This is a genomic window from Streptomyces sp. URMC 126 (assembly GCF_051386555.1).
Taxonomy (GTDB): Bacteria; Actinomycetota; Actinomycetes; order Streptomycetales; family Streptomycetaceae; genus Streptomyces.
Map to the genome: position 1 here is coordinate 1 of NZ_JBPQTX010001159.1, position 248 is coordinate 248.

The 248-nt window shown below is 63.7% G+C and carries 1 protein-coding gene; it reads left to right on the plus strand.

Annotation, left to right across the window (positions count from 1 at the left end):
• Window positions 1-92: 92 nt before the first annotated feature.
• A partial coding sequence (locus ACSNOK_RS35495) for a PGPGW domain-containing protein (RefSeq protein ID WP_436784795.1) occupies window positions 93-248 on the plus strand: 156 nt, incomplete at its 3' end.

A 248-nucleotide genomic window follows, 5' to 3' on the forward strand; every position in this document is an offset into this window, starting at 1 on the left:
GGCTCGGACGCTGGTTCCAAGGCTGCCAAGGCGCAAGCGCTGGGCGTGCAGACCATGACCGAGCAGGAGTTCCTCGAACTGACGGACCGCCGATGACCCGTATCGTGACGCTCGTCCTGGGCTACAGCTTCCTGGTTCTGGGCGTGCTCGGCCTGGTCCTGCCGTTCCTGCAAGGCTTCCTGTTCATCTTCATCGGCCTGATCCTGCTCAGCAAGCACGCCTCCTGGGCCAACCGCTCACTCGGCTAT